This is a genomic window from Sediminicoccus rosea (genome assembly GCF_033547095.1).
Classification (GTDB): domain Bacteria; phylum Pseudomonadota; class Alphaproteobacteria; order Acetobacterales; family Acetobacteraceae; genus Roseococcus; species Roseococcus rosea.
Genome location: NZ_CP137852.1, coordinates 2,032,539 through 2,055,394, shown reverse-complemented (window position 1 = coordinate 2,055,394; position 22,856 = coordinate 2,032,539). Strand labels below are relative to the sequence as shown.

Annotated in this window: 19 protein-coding genes; 3 read left to right on the top strand and 16 right to left on the bottom strand. The window is 67.5% G+C overall.

What is annotated here, in order from left to right; genetic code table 11:
- Positions 1 to 2: 2 nt before the first annotated feature.
- Both R9Z33_RS09860 and R9Z33_RS09855 read right to left on the bottom strand, forming a co-directional pair.
- Entirely contained in the window at positions 3 to 2,330 is a 2,328-nt protein-coding gene (locus tag R9Z33_RS09860; RefSeq protein WP_318651120.1) for a xanthine dehydrogenase family protein molybdopterin-binding subunit, read from the bottom strand.
- Positions 2,331 to 2,392: 62 nt separating this feature from the next.
- Positions 2,393 to 3,169 carry a hypothetical protein gene (locus R9Z33_RS09855; protein ID WP_318651119.1) on the bottom strand — a complete coding sequence of 259 codons (777 nt, stop codon included), beginning with the start codon at positions 3,167 to 3,169 and terminating at the stop codon, positions 2,393 to 2,395.
- Positions 3,170 to 3,235: 66 nt separating this feature from the next.
- On the opposite strand from R9Z33_RS09855, the gene R9Z33_RS09850 reads away from it, so the two are divergent.
- Both R9Z33_RS09850 and R9Z33_RS09845 read left to right on the top strand, forming a co-directional pair.
- On the top strand, positions 3,236 to 3,910 hold the full coding sequence (locus R9Z33_RS09850) for a cytochrome b/b6 domain-containing protein (RefSeq protein ID WP_318651118.1): 675 nt from the start codon (positions 3,236 to 3,238) through the stop codon (positions 3,908 to 3,910).
- Between the two features lie 66 nt (positions 3,911 to 3,976).
- A complete protein-coding gene (locus R9Z33_RS09845; protein WP_318651117.1) occupies positions 3,977 to 5,620 on the top strand; it encodes an ABC transporter substrate-binding protein in 1,644 nt (547 codons plus the stop codon).
- A gap of 600 nt (positions 5,621 to 6,220) precedes the next feature.
- Here R9Z33_RS09845 and R9Z33_RS09840 read toward each other — a convergent pair.
- Genes R9Z33_RS09840 through R9Z33_RS09775 form a run of 14 tightly spaced genes read right to left on the bottom strand, consistent with a single transcriptional unit; the run spans position 6,221 to position 21,541 of the window.
- Complete coding sequence (locus R9Z33_RS09840; RefSeq protein WP_318651116.1) at positions 6,221 to 6,904, bottom strand: NnrU family protein; 684 nt, start codon at positions 6,902 to 6,904, stop codon at positions 6,221 to 6,223.
- Positions 6,904 to 8,070 (bottom strand): NnrS family protein, encoded by a 1,167-nt coding sequence (locus tag R9Z33_RS09835; RefSeq protein ID WP_318651115.1) that lies wholly within the window; start codon positions 8,068 to 8,070, stop codon positions 6,904 to 6,906. Before R9Z33_RS09835 ends, R9Z33_RS09840 begins: the two co-directional genes overlap by 1 nt.
- Positions 8,070 to 8,606, bottom strand: a complete 537-nt coding sequence (mog, locus tag R9Z33_RS09830) for a molybdopterin adenylyltransferase (protein WP_213616500.1) — start codon at positions 8,604 to 8,606, stop codon at positions 8,070 to 8,072. The genes R9Z33_RS09835 and mog overlap by 1 nt, the downstream gene beginning before the upstream one ends.
- The gene (locus R9Z33_RS09825) at positions 8,603 to 9,058 is read right to left on the bottom strand and encodes a hemerythrin domain-containing protein (protein WP_318651114.1); all 456 of its coding nucleotides are present in this window, start codon (positions 9,056 to 9,058) and stop codon (positions 8,603 to 8,605) included. Before R9Z33_RS09825 ends, mog begins: the two co-directional genes overlap by 4 nt.
- Positions 9,055 to 9,597 (bottom strand): DUF2478 domain-containing protein, encoded by a 543-nt coding sequence (locus R9Z33_RS09820; protein WP_318651113.1) that lies wholly within the window; start codon positions 9,595 to 9,597, stop codon positions 9,055 to 9,057. The genes R9Z33_RS09825 and R9Z33_RS09820 overlap by 4 nt, the downstream gene beginning before the upstream one ends.
- Entirely contained in the window at positions 9,594 to 10,355 is a 762-nt protein-coding gene (locus tag R9Z33_RS09815; RefSeq protein WP_213616506.1) for a carbonic anhydrase, read from the bottom strand. The genes R9Z33_RS09820 and R9Z33_RS09815 overlap by 4 nt, the downstream gene beginning before the upstream one ends.
- Positions 10,352 to 10,882: a hemerythrin domain-containing protein gene (locus R9Z33_RS09810; RefSeq protein ID WP_213616508.1), complete on the bottom strand. Its 531-nt coding sequence runs from the start codon at positions 10,880 to 10,882 to the stop codon at positions 10,352 to 10,354. The genes R9Z33_RS09815 and R9Z33_RS09810 overlap by 4 nt, the downstream gene beginning before the upstream one ends.
- A complete protein-coding gene (locus tag R9Z33_RS09805; RefSeq protein WP_318651112.1) occupies positions 10,872 to 11,225 on the bottom strand; it encodes a hypothetical protein in 354 nt (117 codons plus the stop codon). Before R9Z33_RS09805 ends, R9Z33_RS09810 begins: the two co-directional genes overlap by 11 nt.
- Positions 11,226 to 11,235: 10 nt before the next feature.
- Positions 11,236 to 12,060 carry a peptidylprolyl isomerase gene (locus R9Z33_RS09800; RefSeq protein WP_318651111.1) on the bottom strand — a complete coding sequence of 275 codons (825 nt, stop codon included), beginning with the start codon at positions 12,058 to 12,060 and terminating at the stop codon, positions 11,236 to 11,238.
- Positions 12,061 to 12,065: 5 nt separating this feature from the next.
- A complete protein-coding gene (gene narI, locus R9Z33_RS09795) occupies positions 12,066 to 12,776 on the bottom strand; it encodes a respiratory nitrate reductase subunit gamma (RefSeq protein ID WP_318651110.1) in 711 nt (236 codons plus the stop codon).
- A 12-nt stretch (positions 12,777 to 12,788) separates the two neighbouring features.
- The gene (gene narJ / locus R9Z33_RS09790; protein WP_318651109.1) at positions 12,789 to 13,535 is read right to left on the bottom strand and encodes a nitrate reductase molybdenum cofactor assembly chaperone; all 747 of its coding nucleotides are present in this window, start codon (positions 13,533 to 13,535) and stop codon (positions 12,789 to 12,791) included.
- A complete protein-coding gene (gene narH / locus R9Z33_RS09785) occupies positions 13,535 to 15,061 on the bottom strand; it encodes a nitrate reductase subunit beta (RefSeq protein ID WP_318651108.1) in 1,527 nt (508 codons plus the stop codon). Before narH ends, narJ begins: the two co-directional genes overlap by 1 nt.
- The gene (locus tag R9Z33_RS09780) at positions 15,058 to 18,801 is read right to left on the bottom strand and encodes a nitrate reductase subunit alpha (RefSeq protein WP_318651107.1); all 3,744 of its coding nucleotides are present in this window, start codon (positions 18,799 to 18,801) and stop codon (positions 15,058 to 15,060) included. The genes narH and R9Z33_RS09780 overlap by 4 nt, the downstream gene beginning before the upstream one ends.
- Before the next feature lie 28 nt (positions 18,802 to 18,829).
- Positions 18,830 to 21,541 carry a nitrate/nitrite transporter gene (locus R9Z33_RS09775; protein ID WP_318651106.1) on the bottom strand — a complete coding sequence of 904 codons (2,712 nt, stop codon included), beginning with the start codon at positions 21,539 to 21,541 and terminating at the stop codon, positions 18,830 to 18,832.
- 302 nt (positions 21,542 to 21,843) lie between these two features.
- Here R9Z33_RS09775 and R9Z33_RS09770 point away from each other — a divergent pair, with 302 nt between their 5' ends.
- On the top strand, positions 21,844 to 22,545 hold the full coding sequence (locus tag R9Z33_RS09770) for a cyclic nucleotide-binding domain-containing protein (protein ID WP_318651105.1): 702 nt from the start codon (positions 21,844 to 21,846) through the stop codon (positions 22,543 to 22,545).
- Positions 22,546 to 22,856 lie beyond the last annotated feature (311 nt).

Below are 22,856 nucleotides of genomic sequence, written 5' to 3'. Positions count from 1 at the left end.
CGTCAGCGCAGCAGGGACCAGACCTGCTCCGCCGTCAGCGGCATGCGCAGCCGGTCCGCCGCCGCCGCCTTCCCATGGCGGGCCAGCGCATCGGCCACGGCATTCATCACGGCCGGCGTGGCGCCGATCGTGCCAAGCTCGCCCACGCCCTTCACCCCGAGCGGGTTGGTCAGGCAGGGGATGCTGGGATCGAGCTTCGTCGCGTAGTCGGCCACCATGTCGGCCCGCGGCAGGCAATAATCCATGAAGCTCGCGGTCAGCGGCTGGCCGGTCTCGGCGTCGTAGATCACATGCTCGCACATGGCCTGGCCGATGCCCTGCAGCGCGCCGCCGACCACCTGCCCCTCCACGATCATCGGGTTCACCACGCGCCCCGCGTCATTCACCGAGGCATAGCCCGCGATCACCACCTCGCCCGTCTCAGGGATCAGCTCCACCTCGCAGACATGGCAGCCATTGGGCCAGGTGGGGCCGGAGACGCTGCTGGTGTGGTCGATGAAGATCCGCCCCTCGGGCTGGCGCGCGGCGAGGTCGAACAGGCCGATGGCCCGGTCCGTGCCCGCCACGGTGAAGGCGCCCGCGCGGTATTCGATGTCCGCCGCCGCCGTCTCCAGCGCCTCGGCCGCCATGTCCCGCGCCTCGTCCACCGTCTTGTCGGCCGCGAGCTTCACGGCCGAACCCGCGGTGAAGAGCGAGCGCGAGCCGGCCGAGCCGAAGCCGCTGCCGCGATCGCTGTCGCCGAACACCACCTGGATGCGCTCGAGTTCCACGCCGAACACGTCCACCGCGAGCTGCGCGTAGCTGGTCGCGATGCCCTGCCCCATGCCCTGGGTGGTGGCATAGATCTCGATGCTGCCATCGCCTTTCACCGCGATCGTCACGCGCTCCTCGAAGACATTGCCGCCGGTCCATTCCAGGAAGGTGGCGATGCCGCGCCCGCGCAGCCGGCCCTTGGCCTGGGAGGCCGCCGCGCGGGCGGCAAAGCCGTTCCAGTCGGCGAGGTCGAGGCCCTGGTCCAGGATCCGCTCGAAGGACCCGCTGTCATAGGTCATCGCCATGGCGTTCTTGTAGGGCATGGCCGTGGGCGCGATCATGTTGCGGCGGCGCAGTTCCGCGGGGTCCAGCCCCATCTTGCGCGCCGCCGTGTCGAAGAGGCGCTCCAGCAGGTAGATCGCCTCGGGCCGGCCGGCGCCGCGATAGGGGCCGGTGGGGGCGGTCGTGGTCAGCAGCGCGCGGAAGGTGAAGTCCACGCAGGTGATGTCGTAGATGCTGGTGGAGACCCAGGGCCCCACCAGCAGCTGGATCGCAACGCTCGCATTGCGCGGATAGGCGCCCATGTCGGCCGCCGTCCGCACCCGCAGCGCCAGCACGCGGCCCTGGGCATCCAGCGCCATCTCGGCCCGGCTTTCCGTCGCGCGCCCATGCAGGGCGGAGAGGAAATCCTCCATGCGCGTCGAGGCCCATTTCACCGGGCGGCCAAGCATGCGCGCCGCGAAGGCGACCACGCCCTCCTCCGGGTTCAGGCCGGTCTTCATGCCGAAGCCGCCGCCCACATCGCCCACCAGCACGCGCAGCTTGTCGGTCGGGATGTCGAGCAATTCCTTGCAGATCGCGTCGCGCACGCCCGACGGCATCTGGGAGGAGAGGCGCAGCGTGATGCGCCCGCTCGCCGCGTCATATTCGCCGAGCGCCACGCGCGGCTCCATCGAGACGGGGGCGAGGCGCTGGTTCTCGATATCCAGGCCTACCACATGCGCGGCCTTGGCGAAGGCGGCCTCGGCGGCGGCGGCGTCGCCATAGCGGCTTTCGGCCACCAGGTTGCCGGGCGCGCCCTGCCAGACCAGCGGCGCCCCCGGCGCATCGGCGCGGCCGGGGCCGATCACGGCCGGCAATTCCTCGTATTCCACCTCGATCGCCTCGGCGGCGTCGCGCGCCTGGCCCAGCGTCTCGGCGATGATGGCCGCGACCGGCTCGCCCACGAAGCGCACCTCCTCGACGGCGAGGCAGTGGCGCGGCGGCGCCGTCAGGGCCGAGCCGTCCGGCCGCTTGAAGGGCAGCGCCACATACATCGGCTTCACCCCGGCGGCGACCAGATCCGCGCCGGTGAGGATGGCGACCACGCCCGGCAGGGCGCGCGCCGCATCGGTGTTGATGGAGACCAGCTTCGCATGCGCGTGCGGCGAGCGCAGGAAGACCATCTGCGTCACGCCAGCCGGCGCGAAATCATCGGTGAACTGCCCCTGCCCGGCCAGCAGCGCGCGGTCCTCGATGCGGCGCACCGCCTGGCCGCTGCCGAAGCGGCCGATCTGCGAGGTGTTTCCGTCGGGCATGGTCTGGCTCCTGGCTGGGGTGGCGGGAGCCTAGCAGCGCGAGGCGCCGGGTGACGAGGGGTTCACCCCAGGCGCGCGAGGCCCCAGGCGGCGGCCACCGGCAGCACAGCCAAGAGGATGATGAGGAGGCTGGCCCGCCAGCCTTTGAGGCGGCCGGTCAGGCGGGGCCCCAGCAGCAAGGGGGCCAGCGGCGCCAGGGCCGCCGCCCAATCCGCGGCCGCACCACGCGCCAGCAGCGGCCCGGCCAGCAGGGCGGCCAGCAGCATGGCGAAGGGCAGCCGCGCCGAATCCGGCATGGCGCCACCGCCCGCCAGCTGCTGCCCGAAGCTGGCCGAGAGCAGGATCAGCCCCAGCATGACCCAGGGCCCCGGAATCCCCGAGGCCAGGAGCCCGGCCAGCAGCGCCACCGCCGCCAGCACCCCCCGCCAGGGCGGCGCGGCCTCAAGCTGCACCAGCGGCACCAGCAGCATGAGGGCAAGGCCCGCCGGCGCCGCGCGCAGCAGGTCCGCCTCGGTCAGCGGGCCGCCGGCCATCCACCAGCCGGTGAAGCCCGCCGCCAGCAGGCCGAGCAGGAAGGCCAGCCAGCCACGCCGCCCCCAGGCCAGCGGCAGCGCCAGGGTCGCGGCGGCCAGCGCCAGCACCGGCAGCCGCTCGGCCAATTGGCGGGGCGAGGCGAGGGTCAGGCCCAGCAGCAGCACCACGCCGAGCAGCGTGGCGAGGGCGAGGCCGAGTCCCGCCGTCAGCGGCCGGCGGCGCCAGCGCAGCAGGCCCGCCCAGGCGGTGGCCAGCGCCAGCGCGGCGAGCGGCGCCGCGGCCTCGGTCATCGAATCGGGAAGCATGCGCGCAACTTGCCTCACTCCCCCGGTGGGAAGCTATGCTGCATCGCGAGACGCAAAGGATGCGAGATGAACGAGACGCGCGTGCCCGAAACCCGGGTCAAAGTCTGGGATGGCTGGGTGCGGCTGGTCCACTGGTCCATCGTCATCCTGATCCCGACCTCCTACCTCACCGCCCGTTCCCACAACATGGATCTGCACATGCTCAGCGGCTACACGCTGCTGACGCTGGTGATCTTCCGCATCCTCTGGGGCCTCGTCGGCTCCGAGCCGGCGCGCTTCATGACCTTCCTGCGCTCGCCCTTCACGGCATTGGCCCATCTGCGCCACATGAAGGCCGAGCCGGGGCCGGACCGGGAGCTCACCCACAACCCGGCCGGCGGCTGGATGGTGGTGGTGATCCTCTCCCTGCTGCTCACCCAGGCCGTGACGGGCCTCTTCACCGATGACCAGATCTTCACCCGCGGGCCGCTGGCGCAGCAGGTGAGCGGCGCCACCAGCGACTGGGCGGGCTGGATCCACATCCGGCTGATCTACGCGATCGGCATCGCCATCTTCCTGCATATCGCGGCCGTCATCTGGTATCGCGTGAGCCTCGGGCATGACCTGGTGCAGGCCATGATGCGCGGCAGCAAGCCCATGCCAGAGGGCACGCGCGCGCCGAAGATGGGCCACCCGGTCCTGGCCCTCCTGCTGCTCGGCGCCAGCGCCGGCTTCGTGAACTGGATCTCGCGCTTCGGCTGACTGCCCCCCCCTGTGGCCCCGGTCTTGCTCTGCCCCCCGGCAGGCAACAACCGGGACCCTTCCTGAATGTCATCCAATTCCTTCTCTCGTCGTGATCTTCTGGCCCTGACGAGTGCCGCAACTGTAGCCACCCTGCCCTTCTCCTGGGCGGAGATGGAGGCGCATGCCCAAACTGTGGGCGGCGAGAGGGTGCTGCGCTACGGCATCTCCATGGCCGACATCCCCCAGACCACCGGCCAGCCCGATCGCGGCGCCGGCGCCTACCAGTTCACCGGCCACACCCTCTATGACCCGCTCGTGGCGTGGGAGATGGATGTCGCCGACCGCCCGGGGAAGCTCGTCCCCGGCCTCGCCACCTCCTGGGAGGCGCTGCCGTCGGACCGCACGAAATGGGTCTTCCGCCTGCGTCCCGGCGTCACCTTCCATGACGGCTCGCCCTTCAACGCGGATGCCGTGATCTGGAATTTCGAGAAGGTGCTGAACGCCCAGGCGCCGCATTTCGACAACCGCCAGGCCGCCCAGGTCCGCCCCCGCCTGCCCTCCGTCGCCAGCTATCGCAAGCTGGACGACATGACGGTCGAGGTCACCACCCGCACGGTGGACAGCTTCTTCCCCTACCAGATGCTCTGGTTCCTCATCTCCTCGCCCGCGCAATATGAGCGCCTGGGCCGCTCCTGGGAGCGTTTCGCGAACGAGCCCTCCGGCACCGGTCCCTTCCGCCTCGCCCGTCTCGTCCCGCGCGAGCGCGCCGAGCTGGTCCGCAACCCGACCTACTGGAACCCGGCCCGCGCGCCGAAGCTCGACCGGATCATCCTGATCGTCGCACCCGAGACGGTGACGCGCACCAACGCCATCCTGACCAACCAGGTGGACATCATCGAGAGCCCGGCGCCCGACCTTCTGCCGCGCCTACGCCAATCCGGCGTGCGGATCATCGAGAACGTCACGCCGCATGTCTGGAACTACCATCTGAGCCTCGCCGAGGGCTCGCCCTGGCGCGATGTCCGCCTGCGCCAGGCCGCCAACCTCGCCATCAACCGCGATGAGGTGGTGGCCCTGCTGGGCGGCCTCGCCAAGCCCGCGGTCGGCGTGGTGGACCCGACCTCGCCCTGGTTCGGCAACCCGACCTTCCGCATCCGCCACGATCCGGCCGAGGCGCGCCGCCTGCTGGCCGAGGCCGGCTTCTCGCCGCGCAACCCACTGCGCACGCGCTTCATCGTGCCCTCGGGCGGCTCGGGCCAGATGCTCTCCATGCCGATGAACGAATACATCCAGTCGGCCTGGCGCGAGGTGGGCATCCAGGTGGAGTTCCAGGTCGTCGAGCTGGAGGTGCTCTACACCGCCTGGCGCCAGGGCGCGCTGGGCGAGATCAGCCGCGCCGGCAACATCACGGCCAACAACGTGGCGTATCTCACCAGCGATCCGCTCTACGCCTTCATCCGCTTCTTCCACTCGGACCAGATCGCGCCGCGCGGGGTGAATTACGGCCATTACCGCGATGCGGAGATGGACCAGATCCTCAACGCCGCGATGAACAGCTTCGACGAGCAGGAGCAGAACCGCCTCATGCAGCGCGCCCACGAAAAGGCCGTCAACGAGGCGCTCTGGGTCTTCGTGGTGCACGACACCAACCCGAAGGCGGCGGGGCGTGCGGTGCGCGGCTATGTGCCGGCGCAGCACTGGTTCCAGGATCTGACGACCCTGTCGTGACTTGGCGCGAGGGGGCTTTGCCCCCTCGACCCCCAGCAGGAGGCCAGCCTCCTGCACCACAAATTGTCGGAGATGCAAGAACCTGAGGTTCTTGCCGGGGTGTCTGAGGGGCTGGTCTTTACTATACCGTCAACCTACCCAACGAAGCTCGCAGGTTCAAATTGGGGACAGGGTTCGGCTTATGGAGAACAAGGCTAACGCTCGCTGCGGCAGCGCGAGGATAACGCACCGGCCGTAACACCGCACTCCGGCTTCGGGCGTTTGGCTCTCATGGGAGCAATGGTGGCTCGGCCAAGCATCGACGCTCATCTGCAAATGTCACGAAACACGATGCATTCCGCCTCAGGGGTGATGATCCCAGCAACACTGGAGAGTTGCACGCAGCGATCCTCGGTCGGCCTCAGCGTGATACCGTCTCGCTGCGGGGTGGCTCTGACGTAGTCCACATCGCGGTCCGCCAGACTCCGGTCATGGCGATGCTTGGATAGGCCCTGGGCGATGCCGGTCGCCAGGGCCGAACTGGAGCGGGCCTGAAAGTGCAGGGGAGCGCGACCTCGGCTCGCTGCTCGAGCGGGCGAAGCTAGCTCGGTCGGGATCGGCTCACCGCAAGGCCGGCAACGGGACAGCACCAATCAAAGGGCGATGAAGCCACAGAAGAAGCAGCCAGACCGCCAAGCCAAACGCGATGCGCTTCATGGCGGAAGCCTTCCCGAGTTCTCCAACGCCAGGCCAAACCAAGGCGGTGCGGCGCGACATCCTAAGCCAAGCCTCCCGGCCCCAGGCCCGCCTGCGCCGCCGGTCCAGCGCGCCCATCCCGACCAGGCCCATCAGCGCGAAGGCGCCGAACAGTGCCACCGAGGCAAGATCTCCATTCGGCGGGATATGGGACGCTGCCCAGAGCGTGATGCCGACCAGCACCGGGTGGCGCGTCACGCCCAGGATACCGGGCCTTGCGGCGTCGAAGCGCTCGGGCCGCGCACCGCCGATCGAGAAGGGATTTGGAATGCCGATGCCCAGGGCCAGCAGCACGCAGGCGAATGGCATGGCGACGTTCGGCACCCAAGCCTGCCAGGCCGCCCAATCCCAGAGGGGCAGATAGGGCGCGCGCCCCCTCGCCGCGATCAACCAAGCCAAGACCGCCACGGAGGCGCAACTGTAAAGTGTGACGTAGCCACGCTGTCCGAGGAGGCTGACCAGGGCTGGGCGCAGACGTGGCCGTGCCGGCAGCATGTGACTCAGCAAGAAGACGGCCCAAGCCGCGAGGTATTCTCCCCAGCCGCCCATCACCCCGGCTTGCCGTCCGCGCGTGGCATCCAGAGAATCGGCGCATAAACCCGGAGAAACAGCACGAAGGCCGTCATCCAGCACAGCGCCGCCGCCCCTACGACGACCAGCGCATCCGCCTCGGCGAGGCCCATGAAGCCGCGCAGCAGCGCCGCCGTCAGCACCAGTCCATAGGCCAGCACCACCGACGGTGCCGCCACCAGCGCGTGGCCCGTATGGCCAAGCGTCGCGCGGGTCATGACGGCGAGGATCATCAGCGACACCGCCCCCGCCATCTGCAGATGCAGCCAGGCCGCGCCCCAGGGCGAAGCCGCAAGCAGGAAGGCCGCCTTTACGGCCAGCGCGAGCGGGATCAGCGCGTAGGCCAGGTGCAGCACCCAGAGGATGGGCCAGCGCAGCGTGCGCAACCCATGCCAGCGCGAAAGGCGCAGCGCCACCAGCGCCGCCGCCACGGCCGCGAGCGCGCCGGCGACCATGCCCCCGGGGTCGATCAGGTCCACCACGGCCACCAGGGCCACCGCGAGGATCGCCGCGCGATCAACCCCCGGCAGAGGCTGCGCCTCGGCCGCCCGTTCCGTCTTGCGCAGCGCGTTCAGGGTGAAGGAGGGCACGATCCGCCCACCGATCAGCACGACCAGCAGCAGCGCCGTGTCGGCCATCAGCATCTGCCCGGCTGCCCACCCCGGCGAGGTCCACCAGCCCGCAGCCTCGGCCGCCATCATGACCTGCCCGGCCCAGAAGATAAGAACCAGCACAGGAGGACCGAACAGTCGCGCGGACCCGGCCTTCACCAACGCCGGCAGCACCAGTAGCAAGGTCGCCGGCAGTGCTGCGAGGTCGATCACCACCGCGATCCCAATCGGCACTGGCGAACCCGGCAGCATCACGAGGCGCGCGGCCAGAAACAACACCACAAGCGCCACCAGCGGCACACCCGAATAGCCGCGCCGCCCCGTCCAGTTCGGAATCGCCGTCAGGAGGAAGCCGATCATCGCCGCCCCGACGAAGCCCGCGAGCAACTCATGCGCGTGCCAGCGGATCATCGGCAGCGGCCCCTCGGGGAGCGGCAGGCCCGTGAGCGTCATCACCCACAGTCCCACGCCGAGCGGCGCCACGAGGCCGGCCATCAGGAAGAAAGGCCGGAAGCCATGCGCGAAGAGCGCCATCATGCGCCCTTCGGCCGGAAGGCGACACAGGCCTCCGGGTCTGTCTCGATCCGCGGGCCGCCAATCAGGTCCACGCAATAGGGAATGGCGGGAAATACCGCATCGAGGCACTCGGCGATGGCCGAGGGCTTGCCCGGCAGGTTCACGATGAGGCTGCGCCCGCGCGTGCCCGCCACCTGCCGCGAGAGGATCGCCGTCGGGACGGCGCGGAGGCTGACGGCGCGCATCATCTCGCCGAAGCCGGGCAGCAGCCGCTCGCAGACCGCCATGGTCGCCTCGGGCGTCACATCGCGCGGGGCGGGGCCCGTGCCGCCGGTGGTGACGATCAGCGGGCAGGCTTCGGCGTCGGCAAGGTCTCGCAGGGCGGCCTCGATGGCCGGCATCTCGTCCGGCACCAGGCGGCGCAGCGGGCGCCAGGGGGTGGCCAGGAGGCGGCCCAGCGCCGCCTCGATGCCGGGGCCGCCCTGGTCGGCATAGCGACCCTGGAAGGCGCGGTCGGAGATGGTCACCACGCCGATGCCGATGGGCTCGCTCATGCCCCGAAACCGGGGAAGAGCACCTCATTCTCAAGCCGGATATGCTCGCGCAGATCTTCCGCGAATTTCGCGGTGCCGGCGCAAAGCGCCTGCCAAGTGGCGCAGGCACCGGGCGGTGGCCGGTGCTGGTGGGTCAATGCCGCCAGCTGCTCCAGCCGCGCCGCGTGGTCATCATGCTCGTCGCGCATCAGGGTCATGGCCATCGCCATGCGGTCCTCGCCGGCACGGAGTTCAGGGAAGAGCCCGTCCTCCTCCTTTCGCATATGTGCCTCCATTTCCCACGCCATGCGGCGCAGGAGGTCAGTGAGGCCGCGCGGCAGCTGCGGGTGGCTCGGATGCGCCGCCTCGACCGCGGTGGCCAGCTGGATCAGGTCCGGCATCTCGGCCCGATGGACCGCGTGGTAGCGCGTGAGGATGTGGTCAATCAGCCGCCCGGCCTCCTCGCCCGTCATGGGTGCGGGCCTTCCGCGGCGGGGATCCGGGGGCAGAGGCCGTCGAGCCAGGCATCCGCGTCATCGAGGCCGATCTCCTGCCCCAGCCCGCCCGCGAAATTGCGCCATGCGTCGAGGTTGCGCAGCGGCACAGCGATCAGCACGGGCACGCCCTGCTCCAGCGCGGCGGCGATGAGGGGGCGGAAGCCGCCGCCCTCGGCCTCGGCCTTGCCGAACTTGTTGAGCATCAGGAGCTGCGGTCTCTCGCGTAGCGTGTCGGAGACCAGCGCGATGGCGCGTGCCATTTCATGCGCATCGAGGCGGCAACCGCGCGCGAGCGGCCCGCGATCCTCGGAAATCGCGATGCGCGCACCCTGGGACAATTCCTCCAGGATCATGTCGCAGCGCGCACGGCCTGGGCGGGGCAGCGCATGTTCCAGCACCCCGGCGAGGCTGCGGCCGGCCGCCTCGAAGCGTTGTGCCACGGCGCGCATCACCTGTGCGGCGCAGGCGGAATCGGCATGGACCAGGGCGGTGAGCAGGCAGGGTTGCAGGGTCATCCGGACGGCTTCTCCAGGGAGGGCATGCAGCAAGGGGCCGAGGCCATGTCATCCAGCCGGAGGCCCGAGAAGGCTTCGAGTGCGTGTCGGCGGCGCGGGCTGAGAGGCTCCGTCCCCACCGCCACGCATTGATCTATGGAGGGCAGCGCCTCGCGCTCGGCGAGGGAGGCGACCTCGGTGCCGAGGTCACGCAGCAACCCGTCATGCATGCCATAGATCCAGCCATGCAGGTGAAGTTCGCGCTGGCGCGCCCAGGCGCCCTCCACGATCGGTGTCGCGGCGACGCGGCGGAGCTGCATCTGCACGTTGAGCTCACAAAGGCGGTTGGCCTGGAAGGTCGCATCACCCATGGCGGCGAAGGCGGCGCGATGCTTGCGGAAGAACATTGAGAGCGGCTGCAGCCAGTGATCCACGAGCGCGCCGCGCTCCTCCGCCATGGCGCGCAGCACGCCCCCGCAGCCATAATGACCAGAGACGATGATGTGCCGGACGCCCAGAACCTCGATCGCGTACTCCAGCACGGCGAGGATGTTCATGTCGCTCGTGTGGACGATATTGGCGATATTCCGGTGCACGAAGACCTCGCCCGGATCCAGGCCCAGCACGTCATTCGCCGTGATGCGGCTGTCCGAGCAGCCGATCCAGAGATATCGCGGCGCCTGCTGCTCGGAGAGGCGCCGGAAGAAGCCGGGGTCCTGCTCGGTCTTGCGGTCCGCCCAGGCGATGTTGCGGTCGAACAGGTGCTCGAGGCTGCTCACGGCGCCTTGATCCCACGCCGCGCCTTCATGTTGCGGCTGATGGCCAACAGGTCTGGCCGCTTGAGACGGATGCGCGCCAGGGCGAGCACCACGGCGTTCTCGATGGCGAGATGACGCAGCTCGCTCGCCGCGTAATCCTGCATGGCCGCTGCCGCACCGGCATCAAGCACGACCTCGGCCTCCGCCGGGGAGACGGCGAGCGCCCCGGCGATCTGCGCGGCGGTGGCGAGGCCCTGGTGATGCTCCCGACCCAGTCGCGCCAGTGTCGGGCCCAGCCCGTCAGCCGGCACGGCGCGGCGACGGAGCGCCGGGTAGAGATCCAGGTCTTCGTCCTCATGGTGCAGGGCGAGATCCTCGGTGAGATAGGCGCTCACGCGGCCGGCCTCCTTGCGCGAGACGCGAAGCGCCGCGGCGAAGCCGTGCAGCCGCTGGCAGACAACCCGCTGCAGATGATGAGCGGCCAGGAAATACGCGAGCGGATCGTCGAGGAGCGCAACGGGCGGTGGGTCGAGCGCGTCATGCGGCATGGCCCGCACCACCATGGCCGCAACCGCAGCCATGCCCACACGCCTCCCCCGCCCGAGCCTCCGCCGCGTCCCGCGCGAGGGCCCAGCGCAGCATCCGCTCCAGCGTCGCGCGCGCCGGATCGTCGCCGCGTTCGACGGCGGTCATCAGCGCGAGCCACTCCTCACTTGAGGCATCGGCCGCGAAGCGCCGCGTCGCGCCGCAGACATAGTCGGCCGGCGTCTCGTCATGGAGTTCGCCCATGGCCTGCACCTCGGTGAGCAGGACCATGTCGCCCATCGCGGCCAGCGCCTCGCCAGCATCCGCCTCCTGGCCCAGGCGCTTCAGGATCGTACCAAGCAGCATGGCATCCCCCTCACTGCACGAGCGGCGAGCCGGCAGCCGCCAGGTCGATGCCGTCGATCTCCGCGCGCCCCGCCAGGATCTGGATGTATTGGCGGATCGCGGTGCGGCGCACCTTCTCCTCGAGCCAGGCGGCGATCTTGCCGCGCACGATGTCAAAGGGCAGGTCCCGCCCCTCGATCCGGCGATCCAGCGCGACGATGTGCAGGCCGTAGCGCGTCTCGACCGGCTCAGAATGGATGGCTCCGACGCTCATGCGCGCCAGGGCTTCCTCGAATTCCGGGACCGTCTGCCCCGGGCCGATCTGGCCGAGACTGCCGTCCGTCCGACCGGACGGGCAGGCCGAGTGCGCCAGGGCCAACTCGCCGAACTCACCAGGCGCCACGGCCAGGCGGGCCAGGATGGCGGCCGCGACCTCCGCCCTGTCGGGCTCATTGGCGGGCAGGAGGATATGCCGGACCTCGTGGAGATCCGGCGACCGGAACTGGCGCCTGTTCTGCTCATAGAACCGCCGGCAGGCCGCCTCATCGGCCGCGGGCGTCTGGACCTCACGCTCGACCAAGCCGCGGATCAGTGCCTCCTCCTCCGTCTCACGGCGGCCCTCGCCATCGCTGGCGGGGTCTGCCGGGATACCGAGGCGGCGCGCTTCCTGCAGCAGCAGCTCCCGCACCACCAGGGCCACCGAAGCGGCCTTCATGGCATCCAATGGCCTGGGGGCCGGGTGGTGCTGCGTCTCCTGCGCGATGGCGGCACGCGGGATGACCACACCATTCACGCGGATCGTCTTGCGGCTGGCGGGGGGCGCCGGCTTGGCGCCGCAGGCGGCTGTCGTGCTCATGGCATTCACTCCGCCGCCTGCTTCACGGTGATGGGGCGGCGGCTGCGCACCACCTGGTAGCCGCGCCGTCCGAGATACCAGACCGGCGCCGACCACACATGCACCAGACGTGAGAAGGGGAAGATCAGGAAGATCGTCATCCCCAGCACCAGGTGGGCGAGGTAGGGGAAGCTCAATCCCTGCAGCGTCTTCGCATCAACCGGCTGCAAGGTGAGGATGCCCTGCGCCCAATGCGCCAGCACCAGCATGGTCGAACCATCCGAATGCGCGAGCGAGAAGGGCAGCGTCAGCAACCCGAGCGAAAGCTGCACCCAGAGGATCATCAGCACTGCGAGATCCATGTATGTGGAGGTAACGCGGATGCGCGGATCATAGAGCCGGCGATGCAGCAGCAGCGTCAGCCCGATGAAGCAGATGAGGCCCGCGATGCCGCCGGCAATGACGGCGATCAGCTGCTTCTGCTCGACCGTGATGAACAGCGTGTAGATGAATTTCGGCGTCAGCAGCCCCGCCGCATGGCCGAGGAACAGGAACAGCACGCCGGCGTGGAACAGGTTGGAACCCCAGGCGAGCTGCCGCTTGCGGAGAATCTGGCTCGAGCTTGCGCGCCAGGAATACTGCTCACGATCGAAGCGGATCAGGCTGCCGATCAGAAAGGCTGTCAGCGCCACATAAGGATACCAGACGAAGAGGATGTGGAAGATGGCGTCGCGCATGATGCGTACTCCTCAACCGGCGTTGCGATGGGTGATGGTGGTGCGCGGGCGCTGACCCGGCGGCGGCTCCATGCCGGGGGCGGGGCGATTGGCTTGGCGCAACTTGGCGGCCAGCACATCCGTGCCGCAGGCGGCGGCGGCCGAGCCTGGGCCGAAGGTCACTTCCTCCTCCTCCCAAGCGGCATCCAGGGCTTCCAGGTCATCCGGCTCTGGGTCGGCTTCCGCGCGCAGTGCCGCCAACGCCGACGCGTTCAGCCTGGTGCGGGACAGCGCGGTGAGTGCCGCGAAGATCCCCTCATAGGGCGAGGAACGCTTGGCCAGGCGTTCCCGCAGGGCCGCGAAGACATGGCCTGGCTGACCGATCAGCTCGAGCGCCTCGGCCGGCGCGCGGGTGGCCGCATATTCCAGGAAGAGCGGCAGGAAGTCCGGCAACTCCTTGGTGGTGGGCGTGAAGCCACCATCCTCATAGACCTTGATGAGATCCACCATGGCCTGGCCGCGATCCCGGCTCTCGCCATGCACATGCTCGAACAGGTGCAGCGAGAGCGAGCGCGTGCGGTCGAACAGCAGGATGTAGCGCTCCTGCGCGTCGTAGAGATCATGCGCGGCGAGATCGGCGATCAGCGCCTCCACCGCCGAGCGTTCGCGCTTGGGCAGCACGGCCTCGCGCTCCAGCACGGCGCGGAGCTCGGGGCCGGCCGACACCAACTCGGCCGTGGGATATGTGAGCAACGCCGAGAGAACCTTGAGCGTGCGCATCACAGAACCCCCATCTTCGGCTTGTCGTTCTTGAGCTTGATGCCGCCGAACAGATTGCCCGCCTGCTCGCTCGGCGCGCAGCCATCGCCGAAGGAGAACCCGCAATGGCCGCGCATCTCGTAAGCGTCCTCGGTGACTTCGCGGTGCGCCGTCGGGATCACGAAGCGGTCCTCGTAATTGGCGATGGCCATCACGTGGTACATCTCCTCGATCTGCGCGGGGGTGAGGCCGGCCTTGCGGGCCACCACCTCGTCAATCACGCCATCCACCGTTTTCGCGCGCATATAGGCGCGCATGGCCAACATACGTTCGAGGCCATTGGCGACCGGCACCTCGTCACCCGCCGTCAGCAGGTTCGCCAGATACTTCAGCGGGATGCGGAGCGAGCGTACATCCGGCATGCCGCCATCCGTGCCCATCTGACCGGCTTCCGCCGCGGCCGTGATGGGCGAGAGCGGCGGCACGTACCAGACCATCGGCAGCGTGCGGTATTCGGGATGCAGCGGGAAGGCGACCTTCCACTCCATCGCCATCTTCCAGACCGGCGAATGGCGCGCCGCTTCCAGCCAGGAGTCGCTGATGCCATCCGCCCGCGCCTGGGCGATCACCTTCGGGTCGTTCGGATCGCAGAAGATGCTCATCTGGGATTCGTAGAGGTTCTTCTCATCCGCCACGCTCGCCGCTTCCTCGATGCGGTCGGCGTCGTAGAGCATCACGCCGAGGTAGCGGATGCGCCCCACGCAGGTCTCGGAGCAAACGGTGGGCTGCCCCGCCTCGATGCGCGGATAGCAGAAGATGCACTTCTCGGATTTCCCGGAGGACCAGTTGTAATAGATCTTCTTGTAGGGGCAGCCCGAGACGCACATGCGCCAGCCGCGGCACTTGTCCTGGTCAATCAGGACGATGCCATCCTCCTCGCGCTTGTAGATGGCGCCCGACGGGCAGGCCGCGGCGCAGGCCGGGTTGAGGCAGTGCTCGCAGAGCCGCGGCAGATACATCATGAAGGTGTTTTCGAACTGGCCGTACATTTCCTTCTGCACGCCCTCGAAATTCACATCCTTCGAGCGCTTGGCGAATTCACCGCCGAGGATCTCCTCCCAGTTCGGCCCCCACTCGATCTTCTCCATCCGCTCGCCGGTGATCAGGCTGCGCGGCCGAGCGGTGGGAAAGGCCTCCAGCTCCGGCGCCTTCTGCAGGTGCTCGTAATCGAAAGTGAAGGGCTCATAGTAGTCGTCGATCTCGGGCATGTTCGGGTTGGCGAAGATGTTCGCCAGCACGCGCCACTTGCCGCCGATGCGCGGCACGATCTTGCCATTGCGTCTGCGCTTCCAGCCGCCCTTCCACTTCTTCTGGTCCTCCCAATCCTTGGGATAGCCGATGCCGGGCTTGGTCTCGACGTTGTTGAACCACGCGTATTCCATCCCCTCGCGGTTGGTCCATACGTTCTTGCAGGTGACCGAGCAGGTGTGACAGCCGATGCACTTGTCGAGGTTCAGCACCATCGCGATCTGCGCGCGGATTTTCATGCCACTTCTCCCGTGACCAGCGTTGAATCTGCGTGGGGGCGTTCCAGCCAGTCGATCTCCGTCATCTTCCGCACCACCACGAACTCATCGCGGTTGGTGCCGATGGTGCCGTAGTAGTTGAAGTCATAGGATTGCTGGGCGTAGCCGCCGATCATGTGCGTCGGGTTCAGCACGATGCGCGTGACCGAGTTGTGGATGCCGCCGCGGTTGCCCGTCATCTGCGAGCCGGGCACGTTCACGATCTTCTCCTGCGCGTGGTACATCATCACCATGCCGTCCTTGACGCGCTGGGAGACGACGGCGCGCGCGACCAGCGCACCATTGCTGTTGAAGGCCTCCACCCAGTCATTGTCCACGATCCCGGCGCGCTGTGCGTCCGCCTCGCTGATCCAGATGCAGGGGCCGCCGCGTGAGAGCGTGAGCATCAGGAGGTTGTCGGTGTAGGTGGAGTGGATGCCCCATTTCTGGTGTGGCGTGATGAAGTTCAGCACCACCTGCTTCTGGCCGTTGGGTTTCATGTCCGCCACCGGGGCGACCGTGCGCAAATCCACCGGTGGCCGATAGACGCAGAGTGCGGCACCGAAGGCGCGCATCCAGAGATGATCCTGGTAGAGCTGCTGCCGCCCGGTCAGCGTGCGCCAGGGGATCAGCTCATGCACATTGGTGTAGCCGGCGTTGTAGCAGACCTTCTCGCTCTCCAGCCCGGACCAGGTGGGGGCGGAAATGATCTTGCGCGGCTGCGCCACCACGTCGCGGAAGCGGATCTTCTCGTCTTCCTTGGGCAGCGCCAAGTGCGTGTGGTCGAGGCCCGTCGCCTTGCCGAGCGCTTCCCAGGCATGCACCGCGACCTCACCATTTGTCTCGGGGGCGAGCATCAGGATCACCTCGGTCGCATCGATGTCCGAGACGATCCGCGCCAGGCCCTTATTGGCGCCCTCGGCATGGACGCCGTTCAGCGCCTTGAGATGTTCGACTTCATGCCCGGTCTTCCAGGCCATGCCCTTGATGCCATTGCCAATGCTGTCCATCAGGGGGCCGAGTGCCGTGAAGCGCTCGTAGGTGGCGGGATAGTCGCGCTTCACCTCGAAGACATTGGGCATGGTCTGGCCCGGGATCGGTTCGCACTCGCCGCGCTTCCAGTCGCGCGGGTCGAAGGGCTGGGCGATCTCATTCGCGCTGTCGTGCTTGATGGGGTTCAGCACCACATCGGTCTCGACGCCGAGAACCTCGGGCGCCACGCGCGAGAAGGCCTTCGCGATGCCCTTGTAGATCTCCCAGTCGCTGCGCGCTTCCCAGGCCGGGTCCACCGCGCCGGTCAGCGGGTGGATGAAGGGGTGCATGTCCGAGGTATTGAGATCGTTCTTCTCGTACCAGGTGGCCGTGGGCAGCACGATGTCGGAATAGACGCAGGTGGTGGACATACGGAAATCCAGCGTCACCAGCAGGTCCAGCTTTCCTTCCGGCGCCTCCTCATGCCAGACCGCCTCGGTGGCCTTGGCCCTGCCCTGCGCGCCGAGGTCCTTGCCCAGCACGCCATGCGTCGTGCCCAGCAGATGCTTGAGGAAATACTCATGCCCCTTGCCGGAGGACCCGAGCAGGTTCGACCGCCAGACGAACATGTTGCGCGGCCAGTTCTTCGGATGATCCGGGTCCTCGCAGGAGAGCTTCAACGTGCCCTCCTTCAGCCCCTTCGCCACATAGTCCTTGGCCGACATGCCAGCCGCCGCCGCGTCACGGCCGACCTGCAACGGGTTGGTCTGCAACTGCGGCGCGGAAGGCAGCCAGCCCATCCGCTCGGCGCGGATGTTGTAGTCAATGATCGATCCGTCCCACGGACCCTTCGGCGCAGTTGGGGAGATGATGTCGCCCACATTCATCGTTTCGTAGCGCCATTGGTCGGTGTGCGCGTAGAAGGCCGATGTGGAGTTCTGCTGGCGCGGCGGACGGCCCCAATCCAGCGCGAAGGCGAGCGGCGCCCAACCGGCCTGCGGACGCAGCTTTTCCTGCCCCACGTAATGCGCCCAGCCGCCGCCCGATTGGCCGACGCAGCCACAGAGCACCAGCATGTTGATCACGCCGCGGTAGTTCATGTCGGCGTGGAACCAATGGTTCATCGCGGCGCCGATGATGATCATCGAGCGGCCTTTGGTCTTCTCGGCATTGGTCGCGAATTCGCGCGCCACTTGGATGATCTTGTCGCGGCTGACGCCGGTGATCTTCTCGGCCCAGGCCGGCGTATAGGGTGCCACCTCGTCATAGCTTGCCGCGATGTTGTCGCCGCCGAAGCCGCGATCCACGCCGTAATTGGCCAGGAACAGGTCATGCACACAGGCCACCAGCGTCTCGCCATCGGCCAGCGCCAGGCGCTTTACCGGCACGCGGCGATGCAGCACGGAGGCGTGGTTCGTCGAGGTGAAGTGCTCATGCTCAATATTGCCGAAATAGGGGAAGGCGACGTCGGCCATCTCGTCCTGGATGCCATCGAGCGAGAGGCGCAGCTTCGTGGCCGTACCGTCCGAGGCCCTCTCCTCCAGGTTCCACTTGCCTGCCTCGCCCCAGCGAAAGCCGATGGTGCCGCGCGGCGCGACGATGTTTCCGGTGGTCTCGTCGAAGGCGACGGTCTTCCACTCGGGATTGTTCGCCTCGCCGAGGGATTGATCGAAATCGCTGGCGCGAATGAAGCGCTCCGGCACAAGCTGGTCGCCTTGCTGCACAAGCTTCACCAGCATCGGCATGTCGGTGTACTGGCGCAGATAGTCGCGGAAGTACGGCACTTGCCGGGCCACGTGATATTCCTTCAGGATCACATGCCCCATCGCCATCGCCAGCGCCGCATCCGTGCCCTGCTTCACGGAAAGCCAGATGTCGCCGAACTTCGCCGCCTCCGAATAGTCGGGGCAGATCACCGCGCTCTTCATGCCGCGATAGCGCGCCTCGGTGTAGAAATGCGCGTCGGGCGTGCGCGTCTGCGGCACGTTGGAGCCCCAGAGGATGATGAAGCCCGCATTGTACCAGTCGGCCGATTCCGGCACGTCAGTCTGCTCGCCCCAGGTCTGCGGCGAGGCTGGGGGCAGGTCGCAATACCAGTCGTAGAAGGACATGCAGACGCCGCCGATCAGCGAGAGATAGCGGCTGCCCGCGGCGTATGAGACCATGGACATGGCCGGGATGGGTGAGAAGCCAAAGATGCGGTCTGGGCCGTGCGTCTTGGCCGTATAGGCATTGGCGGCGGCGATGATCTCCTGCACCTCGTCCCAGCCGGCACGGACGAAGCCGCCATGGCCGCGCTTGCTGGTGTAGGCGGCCCGCTTCTCCGGATTCTCGACGATGGAGGCCCAGGCGGCGACGGGCGTCATGATCGCCCGCGCCTCGCGCCACAGCTTGATGAGCCGCGAGCGCACCAGCGGGTATTTCACGCGGTTGCCCGAGTAGAGATACCAGCTGTAGGAGGCGCCGCGCGAGCAGCCGCGCGGCTCATGATTGGGAAGATCGGGGCGCGTGCGCGGATAGTCCGTCTGCTGGGTTTCCCAGGTGACGATGCCGCCCTTCACATAGATCTTCCAGGAGCAGGAGCCGGTGCAGTTGGCACCATGCGTGGAGCGAACGATCTTGTCGTGCTGCCAGCGCTTCCGGTAGCCATCCTCCCAGCGGCGATCCTCGTTGGTGGTGATGCCGTGGCCGTTGGAGAAGGGCTCTTGGACCTTCTTGAAGAAGGTCAGGCGGTCAAGAAAATGGCTCATGTCGTGATGCCTCGGTTTTCGGTCGGGATCATTGGGCGGGAGAGACGGCGGGGGCCGTGTGGCCGCCGCGCTCGACGTCGTGCAGCAGGCCGCCGCGGCGCGTGTAGAACCACCAGGTCGCGAGGACGCAACTCACGTAGAACCCCAGGAAGCTATAGAGCGCCGTCTCCGGGCCACCGGTCATGGCGATGGAGGTGCCGAAGCTCTTGGGGATGAAGAAGGCGCCATAGGCGGCGATGGCAGAGGTGAAGCCGATGATCGCGGCCGATTCCTTGTCGGATTGCTTCACGCGCTCCGCCCCCGTCAGGCCGGGCTCGAGGCGCGCCACCTCTTTGCGCATGATGGCGGGGATCATCTGGAAGGTGGAGGCATTGCCCACGCCGGTCGCGGCAAAGAGGAAGAGGAAGCTCGCGAAGAAGACCGGGAAGGAAGTCGGGTCGCCCTTCATGCCGATGGCGTAGAGGATGCCCATCACACCCAACGACATGGCGATGAAGACCCAGAAGGTGATCCGCCCGCCGCCGATCCGGTCACAGGGCTTGCCAGCCACGGCACGGGACAGCGCGCCGACCAGGGGGCCCAGGAAGGCGTATTTCAGCGCGTTGACCTCGGGATAGAGGATGCGCGAGAGCAGCGGGAAGGCGGCCGAGAAGCCGATGAAGGAACCGAAGGTGCCGGTGTAGAGCCAGCACATGATCCAGTTGTGGGTGCGGCGGAAGATCACCGCCTGGTCCGCGAAGGAGGCCTTCATGCTGGCGATGTCGTTCATCCCGAACCAGGCCGCGAAGGCCGAGGCGATGATGAAGGGCACGAAGACGAAGCCCGCATTCTGCAGCCAGAGCGTCGAGGTGACGCCGCCGACGGTTGCCGTCTGCGGCGCGCCGCCGAGCCAGCCGAAGACGCCGGCCGTGATGGCCAGCGGCACCACGAACTGCACCACGCTCACGCCGAGATTGCCGAGGCCCGCATTGATGGCGAGCGCGTTGCCCTTCTCGCTCTTCGGGAAGAAGAAGGAGATATTGGCCATGGAGGAGGCGAAGTTGCCGCCACCGAAGCCACAGAGCAGGGCGAGGAGCAGGAAGATCCAGTAGGGGGTCGCCGGATCCTGCACGGCGAAGCCCATGCCGAGTGCGGGGATCAGCAGCGACCAGGTGGCGAGCGTCGTCCAGAGCCGGCCGCCGAACATCGCCGGCATGAAGCTATAGGCGATGCGCAGTGTGGCGCCCGAGAGGCCCGGTAGAGAAGCCAGCCAGAAGAGCTGCTCCGTCGTGAAGGCGAAGCCCACGCTCGGCAGCTTGGCGACCACGACGGACCACACCATCCAGACCGCGAAGGAGAGCAGGAGGCAGGGTACCGAGATCCAGAGGTTGCGGCGCGCGATGGCGCGGCCAGGACCCTCCCAGAAGACCTTGTCCTCTGGACGCCAATCCTGGATCGGGCCCTTGGCCGAGAGCGCGCCCTTCTGCGCGGGGGTGTGGATGGGCTGCATTTCCGGCAGTTCGGGCAGGTTCTGATGCAGCCCCGCCGGCTCGGCAGCCTCGCGCTCCATCCGCAGGATGGAGACGTGCATCCAGACCAGCGCGACCGCGACGATGAGGAAAAGCAGCCAGAAGCAGCTCTGCCACACGCCGGTCAGGTCATTCAGGGCGCCGAAGGCGATGGGCAGGACGAAGCCGCCCAGGCCGCCCACCAGGCCCACCACGCCGCCCACGGCGCCGACGCGGTCGGGGTAGTAGACCGGGATGTGCTTGTAGACGGCCGCCTTGCCCAGGCTCATGAAGAAGCCCAGCGTGAACGTGGTGATCATGAAGCCGATGAGGCCCATGGACATGCTGAAGGTCATCGGGCCGCGGATGCCCTGCACCACGTATTGCGTCGGCGGATAGGAAAGGATGAAGGTGCAGACGACGGAGACGCCGAAGGTCCAGTACATGATCCGCCGCGCGCCGAACTTGTCGGACAGGTGCCCGCCATAGGCACGGAAGATCGAAGCCGGGATGGAATAGGCCGCACCCACCATGCCGGCGGTGACGATATCCAGCCCATAGACCCCGATGAGGTAGCGCGGCAGCCACAGCGCCAGCGCCACGAAGGCGCCAAAGACGAAGAAGTAGTAGAGCGAGAAGCGCCAGACCTGGATGTTCTTCAGCGGCTCCATCATGGCCGAGAGCGGCTCGGGCTTCGCTCCGATGGCGCGGCGGCGCGCCAGGTCCGGGTCATCCTTCGTCATCACGAAGAAGACGACCGCCATCACCAGCAGCGCCGCCGCCCAGATCAGCGCGACGGTCTTCCAGCCATAGGCGACCATGATGACGGGGGCGGCGAATTTGGTGACGGCCGCGCCCACATTCCCGGCGCCGAAGATGCCGAGCGCGGTGCCCTGCTTCTCCTTGGGGAACCACTTCGCCACATAGGCGACGCCAACCGAGAAGGAGCCGCCAGCCAGACCGACACCGAGTGCGGCCAGCAGGAAGGTCGGATAGTCATAGGCCTGGGTGAGCAGCGCCGTCATCACGGCGGCGGAGAGCATGGTGATGGTGAACACCATTCGCCCGCCGTATTGATCAGACCAGATCCCGAGAAGCAGTCGAATCAGCGAGCCGGTCAGGATAGGCGTGCCGACGAGCAGGCCGAACTGCGTTTCACTCAGACCCAACTCGCGTTTGATCTGGACGCCGATGATGGCGAAGATGGTCCAGACGGCGAAGCAGACGGTGAAGGCGATGGTTGAGAGCCACAAGGCACGACCCTGGTCAGGGCCATCCGGTGGGGCGGCAGGTGTTGCGGTGCTGGCCATTCATGCCTCCTTCGTTACGACGCACAGCGCCGGATCCGGGGCGAGGAAATCCTTGCGGCGGCAGCAGGAGGTTGATTCAGGTCAAGCTCGCCAGGCGGCGCGACGATTCAAAGCCACACCGTACAAGGGGCAAGAATTCTGGGGATTTACGTCAAGCAAGAGCCTAGATTGGGCCGGGGCGCGACTTGATAATTATCAAGTTGGAGGCCGCGCGGCCCGGATAGGTTGGTAGGAGGAGGTGCATCGTGAGAAGTCAGGACAGGGAAGAGATGCGCCGTATCGGGTTCTTCCGGGGCGTGGACGATCCTGAGCAGGTTGACGCGATGCTCCGGGGCGCCTTTCTGCAGCGCTTTCCGGCGCATGTGGAGCTGATCCAGACGGGCGAGCCCGCCGATTTCCTGCATGTGATCGTGGACGGGACGGTGGAGATGTTTTCCGGGCATCGAGATCGGGAGACGACGCTCGGCGTCTCTGGTCCAGGCGACAGCTTCATCCTCGCCGCTGTGTTGTTCGACCGACCCTACCTGCAATCCGCGCGGGCGCTCACCGCCGCGCGGATCCTGATGGTCCCTGCGGAGGCCGTGCGCCAAGCCTTCGCGGCTGATGCTGGCTTTGCACGGTCAGTGGCGGAGAGTCTTGCGTTAGCCTATCGCGGGCTGATCATGGAATTGAAGAACCAGAAGCTCCGGTCTGGTCTTGAGCGGCTCGCGAATTGGCTGCTCGCCCATGATGCGGCGAACGGCTCGAAAGGGCGGTTCGATTTGCCCTTCGACAAAAAGGTTTTGGCAGCCCGACTTGGCATGGCCCCGGAAGTGCTGTCCCGTTCCTTTGCCGCGCTCGTGCCATACGAGGTAGTTGTGCAAGGTCCATCCGTGGTGATCCGGGACCCTGCCGTGCTGCGGAAGCTGGCCCAACCCTGCACGACCATCGACGGAGCCACCCTATGATGGCATGTAGATGTTGAGTGCCGGCGAGTGAGAAAGCCTTGCCGACGCATATTGGTGCGCGGCGTTTCTTGCGCCGAGTTGGGCCTGTTTGCTCGGCCAATCAGTCGAGGCGCTACAGCTGCAACGGGCACTTCCGCGGTCTGTGCGACAACCCGGTCCAGGTCTCTCGGCCCAAGCTGGAGGCGGCCGTCCTGGCGGTCCTGGCGGACCAGATGATGGATCCCGCCCTGGCCGAGGCCTTTGCGGAAACCTTCAGCCGCGAATGGAAGCAGTTCGCGGCCGAGCAGGGGCGTGATGCCAGCAAGCTCCAG